Here is a 5,250-nt window from a genome sequence, read left to right as displayed (position 1 = left end):
CACTTCGACGACTCGGACGCGAGACGGGCCGCGAACGGTCGCTCGTAAGACTCGCTCCGTGGTGGTCGCTGATGGTGGGGGGTCGGCACCTGATGTGCGCATGCCCGAAGAACACAACTCACACCTGCGGCGCACACACTTCGACGACTCGGACGCGAGACGGGCCGCGAACGGTCGCTCGTAAGACTCGCTCCGTGGTGGTCGCTGATGGTGGGGGGTCGGCACCTGATGCGCGCATGCCCGAAGAACACAACTCACACCTGCGGCGCACACACTTCGACGACTCGGACGCGAGACACGCCGCGAACGCCGTCGCTCGTAATGTCGTTTGCCACCGTTGTGGGGCCACTGCGGTACCAGCCGTGGGACCACCGACAGCGGAACAGAAGTGGAACAGGTCATTGCGCTGTCGATTGGCGAACGCTTCGTTCCCGAACGACCGATACGCGGACGTCACATGAGTTCCACCTCGGTGAAGCCGGGAGCCAGCCCGCTCGAGCTGATGGGCCAGATCCCGGCACCGCAAGCCCGACAACCTACGCCGCTAGTTCAAACCCTCACCTACGGCCTTGCGGGCATCACCAGCCTGTTCGGCACCGTCCCCGCTGATCGCCGATGAAAAGAGGTCGCTGACGTTGATCGTGCGGCCCGCTTGCACTCTCGCGATTATCCGGTACCAGTACCTGATGCCGCCGTTTGCCCACTCGATCAGCTTGTCGTCGCTGCTTATGATCTTCATGTTCAGGTTCCAACTGGACGACATCTCGCGACTGGTGCCGCCCGGGGGCAGCACATGCAGATCTATGTGTCGGCTGTCCCAATGCAGCACGATCGAGACGGGGTAGGGGTAATTGTTGTACAGCCTGCCCGAGGAGGTTACGTCCTGCTCGGGGGGCTTTTCCCCGTTCTCCCCCGAAAACGGCACGAAAATTTCCTGGTCTTCCGCGTAGACTTCAGTCACTTGCGCCCCTCTCGATGGAGCGAGCCCGGCCGGATAACACTGCAGCCCGCGGCGGTTGGATGTGAAGCCCCGGCCAACCACAGTATGAGCCGAATTCCCAACCACCGCAGCCGTTTTCGAGGCTATTGGCTCAGTTCGATGAATGGGAAGACATCCCGAAACCGTTGCAGGACGTCTGGTCTCCGCTGCAGTATCCGGAGGGCCGTCGGTCGGCTGACCGGCGAATCGAAAACATCCATCCGTTGGAGGCGCTTCGATGCGCCGCAACCTTTGATCGGGCAGGTTCGGTGTCGACTTGGTCGAGGAATCTTGGGTCCAGAGCCAGCCCGTGCCGACGGAGTCCTTCGCCTTGAGGTCTGTAGTCCACACGGTGATGGTCGGCCAAAAGGTTCAACGTCTGTCCTTTCGGGGCCAGACGCCATCGCGGGGCCTGGCAACTCCGCCGGTTGAACGGTTACTCGAATCCGGTGTGCGCCCGTGTCGATCGCGTCGGGTCTTGTGTGGATCCCAATTCATGGCGATGGCCGCGCTCGTCAGCAACGTCGCGACAATGGCTAACACGACCAACTCGGTCAGCATGTCGTCCCACTTTCCGTCGACCCGGACTATGCCGGGGGATTACGCCACGACCTCGATGGCCCAGGGGTATTGATCGTTTAGACGGGAAGTTACAGCTCTACCAGCAGATTTCCGGCCTCGGCTGGACTTGTCACACTCTGGTTCCGGTCTATGGGTGACGGCGCACATATCGGACTGTGTGGACGGGATATGGCGAGCCGGGCCCTGGAGACGGATTCTCGTGGTCGTGAGATCGAGTGGAGATGTGCCGAGAATCGGCGAACACACGCAACTCGGCATGAGCGCGTGTTGAGAAGCCGCGTCGACCAACAGATTTGGACGGCCGACCAACGCGCGCCCAGCGGCATGTGCGGACGGCCTGCTTGTTACACGTCGACAAGGTCGTCGCTATCGTGAACGAGAAGGTCACCATTCAGTCGCAACTAGACCGACGTGACCTTGTCGACTCGCGGATCGGAAAGAGCGGCATCTGATCATGGCAGAGGACCTGACCGTGACTCGGGTGCTGGTGATACCCGCGTCCGAGTTACGCGAGCGGTTCTCACGGTCGTCCGGTCCCGGAGGGCAGCACGTCAACACCACCGACAGCCGGGTAGAGCTGTCGTTCGACCTCGCCAACTCACCCTCCGTACCGGAGTGGCTGCGCACCCGGATGCTCGACCGCCTGGCCACCCGCCTGGTCAACGGGGTACTCACGATCGCCGCATCGGAGCAACGCGCACAGCCGCAGAACCGCGCGGCCGCCCGCGAACGCATGGCCTCGTTACTGGCTGACGCCGCTGCCGCACCGCCACCCGTCCGCCGCGCCACCAAGCCCTCGCGCGGAGCAAAGGAACGTCGCATCGCCGCGAAGAAACGGCGCGGCGTCACCAAACGCAACCGCCGCGCCTCCCCCGACGACTAGCCGACGGGCAGCGCCACAGGTCGGGGTCTCGACGGCACAGTCGCTGTCGAACGGGCCCGTGCTCGCAAGTACCCGTCTGCATCTTCTCGTCGCCGGCAGATCGTCGGGTACCAGTCGGTGCAGGTCATCGATCTCCAGGTCCGGGGTCGTGCCCTTGAAATCGAGATCCCCTCGAGGTCCCAAACGTCTTCGAAGACGAGCGTCGCCGGGGCCATCCAGAAGGAGAAATATCGAGGGCTGCAACGGCATTGGCCGGCCCCTGGCGCACCGGCTGGTGCACGACGGCGAAATAGTGATCGACGTGCCCACGAAACTGTCGGCGCAAGTTCGCGTGTTCGCCACTGGCAACGGCCGCAAAACCGAGCCCGTCGACGCCCACTCGGTTGCGCTGGCCGCGCTACGAGCACCGAATCTGCGCCAGGTGCGGGCTGATCCGGACCTGGTCGCGCCGGGGCTGCTGGTCGACCGCCGCGACGAGCTCGGCCGCGCCCGCACCGACGCCATCAACCGGATCCATCGGCTGCTGCTGGAACTGCTGCCCGGCGGAGCCAAGAAGTACTTGTCGTCGCGGCAGGCCCGCGAACTTATCGCGTCGGTGAGACCGCGGGATCGGGCCGCCCAGCTCCGCTGCCGCCTGACTCTGGAACTGATCGAGGAGCTCGAAGGGATCGACCGCAAGATCAAGACCTTGGACAAGGAGTTGCGGCAACTGGTCCTCGATCACGGTTCCACGCACGCATGCCCGAAGAACACGACTCACACCTGCGACGCACGCGCTTCAACAACCCGGGACGCGAGACGGGCCGCGAACGGTCGCTCGTCTCGCTCCGCGGTGGCTACGCCGCGAAGCAACCTCTCGGCATGAGTACCCGGTCTAGTAGACCGGCAGTGACCTGTCGACCTGATTCGCCCAGGCGACGATGCCGCCCTGCACATGTGAGGCGTCGGAGAAACCGGCGTTCTTCAGGACCGCGAGCACCTCCGCCGAGCGGATACCGGTCTTGCAGTGCAGAACGATCGGCCGATTCTGCGGCAGATCCGACAGTGCCTCACCGGAGAGGAATCGATCCTTCGGGATGAGCTTGGCGCCCTCGATGTGCACGATGTCCCATTCGACCGGCTCGCGCACGTCGATGAGCTCGATTTCCTTGCCCGCGTCGAGCAGCTCCTTCAGCTCGCGCGCGGTGATGGTCGAGCCCGCGGCCGCGGCCTGGCCCTCCTCGGACACCACGCCACAGAATGCCTCGTAGTCGATCAGTTCGGTGATCGGCTGACGTTCCGGATCGCGGCGCAGCTTGATGGTCCGGTAGTTCATATCGAGTGCGTCGTAGACCATGAGACGACCGAGCAGCGGCTCACCGATGCCGGTGATCAGCTTGATCGCCTCGGTCACCATGATCGAACCGATGGAGGCGCACAGCACGCCGAGGACACCGCCTTCGGCGCAGGAGGGCACCATGCCCGGCGGCGGGGCCTCGGGGTAGAGGTCGCGGTAGTTGATGCCGCGGCCGTCCGGTGCGTCTTCCCAGAAGACCGAGACCTGGCCCTCGAAGCGGTAGATGGAGCCCCAGACATACGGCTTGCCCGCCAGCACCGCGGCGTCGTTGACCAGGTAGCGGGTGGCGAAGTTATCTGTGCCGTCGACGATCAGGTCGTATTCGGCGAACAATTCGACGGCGTTCTCGGGCTCCAGGCGGATCTTGTGCAGCCGGACCTCGATGCCGGAGTTGATCTCGAGAATGGAATCGCGCGCACTATCGGCCTTCGGGCGGCCGATATCGGATTCACCGTGGATGATCTGGCGCTGCAGATTGGAGGCGTCGACCTCGTCGAATTCGACGATGCCGAGCGTGCCGACACCGGCGGCGGCCAGATACAGCAGTGCGGGCGAGCCGAGCCCGCCTGCGCCGATCACCAGCACCTTGGCGTTCTTCAGTCGTTTCTGCCCGTCGACCCCCAGGTCCGGGATGATCAGATGACGGCTGTAGCGGGCGATCTCGTCCTTGGTCAGCTCCGCGGCCGGTTCGACCAGCGGCGGCAGGGACTTCGGTGATGACACGTCCAGGGCTCCTCGAATCAATTGGCCGCACTGTGGTGGCTCAGCGCCTAATTACTCAACGCCGACAATCGGCCCGTTCTTCCCGACCATCGTCTCGCATCACCAACCCACGCCGCTGACCGGGTCAGCGACCACCACGAAGCGAGTCTTACAAGCGCCCCTTCCCGGCCCGTCTCCCGACCGAGCCGTCGAAGCACATGCGACACAGTCGCGAATCTCCGATACACGCGCACCAGGTGCCGACCCCCCACCATCAGCGACCACCACGAAGCGAGTCTTACAAGCGCCCCTTCCCGGCCCGTCTCCCGACCGAGCCGTCGAAGCACATGCGACACAGTCGCGAATCTCCGATACACGCGCACCAGGTGCCGACCCCCCACCATCAGCGACCACCACGAAGCGAGTCTTACAAGCGCCCCGTTCCCGGCCCGTCCCCCGACCGAGCCGTCGAAGCACATGCGACACAGTCGCGAATCTCCGATACACGCGCACCAGGTACCGACCCCCCACCATCAGCCACCACCACGGAGCGAGTCTTACAAGCGCCCCGTTCCCGGCCCGTCTCGCGTCCGAGCCGTCGAAGCACATGCGACACAGTCGCGAATCTCCGATACACGCGCACCAGGTGCCGACCCCCCACCATCAGTGACCACCACGGAGCGAGTCTTACGAGCGACCGTTCGCGGCCCGTCTCGCGTCCGAGCCGTCGAAGCGCATGCGACGCAGTCGCCAGTCTCGACGGCTCGG

4 protein-coding genes are annotated in these 5,250 nt (G+C 64.4%); 2 read left to right on the top strand and 2 right to left on the bottom strand.

Features of this window, described 5'->3' with window-relative positions; genetic code table 11:
* Nucleotides 1-544 precede the first annotated feature (544 nt).
* The gene (locus AB0J47_RS41995) at nucleotides 545-961 is read right to left on the bottom strand and encodes a hypothetical protein (protein ID WP_364360215.1); all 417 of its coding nucleotides are present in this window, start codon (nucleotides 959-961) and stop codon (nucleotides 545-547) included.
* Between the two features lie 1,054 nt (nucleotides 962-2,015).
* Between AB0J47_RS41995 and arfB the strand changes: the two genes are divergently transcribed.
* Together arfB and AB0J47_RS41985 are read left to right on the top strand one after the other, a co-directional pair.
* Entirely contained in the window at nucleotides 2,016-2,444 is a 429-nt protein-coding gene (gene arfB, locus AB0J47_RS41990; RefSeq protein WP_364360212.1) for an alternative ribosome rescue aminoacyl-tRNA hydrolase ArfB, read from the top strand.
* 301 nt (nucleotides 2,445-2,745) lie between these two features.
* Entirely contained in the window at nucleotides 2,746-3,309 is a 564-nt protein-coding gene (locus tag AB0J47_RS41985; RefSeq protein ID WP_364360209.1) for a hypothetical protein, read from the top strand.
* A 9-nt stretch (nucleotides 3,310-3,318) separates the two neighbouring features.
* Here AB0J47_RS41985 and moeZ read toward each other — a convergent pair whose 3' ends face one another.
* Nucleotides 3,319-4,503: an adenylyltransferase/sulfurtransferase MoeZ gene (gene moeZ / locus AB0J47_RS41980; protein ID WP_364360204.1), complete on the bottom strand. Its 1,185-nt coding sequence runs from the start codon at nucleotides 4,501-4,503 to the stop codon at nucleotides 3,319-3,321.
* Nucleotides 4,504-5,250: the final 747 nt, after the last annotated feature.

The sequence above is a fragment of the Nocardia sp. NPDC049737 genome, assembly GCF_040674755.1.
Classification (GTDB): domain Bacteria; phylum Actinomycetota; class Actinomycetes; order Mycobacteriales; family Mycobacteriaceae; genus Nocardia.
This window is presented reverse-complemented; position numbering and strand designations above follow the sequence as displayed.

Coding starts and splice junctions, on each gene's coding strand:
- arfB (WP_364360212.1), top strand. CDS start 2,016: ATGGCAGAGGACCTGACCGTGACTCGGGTGCTGGTGATACCCGCGTCC.